At 52.8% G+C, this 475-nt stretch carries 1 protein-coding gene; it reads right to left on the reverse strand.

Going from position 1 to position 475, the window contains the following annotated elements; genetic code table 11:
* The coding region (locus F2P44_RS34560; RefSeq protein ID WP_223165162.1) for a hypothetical protein at positions 1–261 on the reverse strand (261 nt) is incomplete at its 3' end.
* Between the last annotated feature and the right edge of the window lie 214 nt (positions 262–475).

Consider the following 475-nt stretch of genomic DNA (forward strand, 5'->3'; position numbering starts at 1 on the left):
GGGTGCGTAAATGTTGGTGGTTTTGGCAACCCCTTGCACATAATCCTTTTCAAAGTAGCTCACCGACGTCACCGGTTTTTCCTTCGGCCCCACATAGTGGGTCACAATTGCCAATGGCGGCCCCCCTATATCAGGCTTAGCGACATAGGCGACCGTGACCTTGTCGATGTCTTCGCCGAGTTGCGACGACGTCGCCCGCCCGGCGCAGTTGTACGTCCAGCTGATGTGGCGATCTTCATTTTCATCGACCAGGCCAGTCATCAGGTTTCTGAAAGCCGTGGGGCCAAAACCATTTCCGGTTGTTTTGGTCAGGAATTTGCATTCCGTGTCGTCATTGATCTGGATTCTGCGTAACTGTTCAGCCGGAGTACAGGCCGCAATAAACAGTTGTAAACTGTGCTGTTATCGCGCATGATTTGGGCATGCCACCAAAACCTCCCCGTCTCAATCTCACCGGCTTGTCCCATGAAGACAA

Source organism: Massilia frigida (assembly GCF_011682175.1).
GTDB lineage: Bacteria > Pseudomonadota > Gammaproteobacteria > Burkholderiales > Burkholderiaceae_D > Telluria_A > Telluria_A frigida.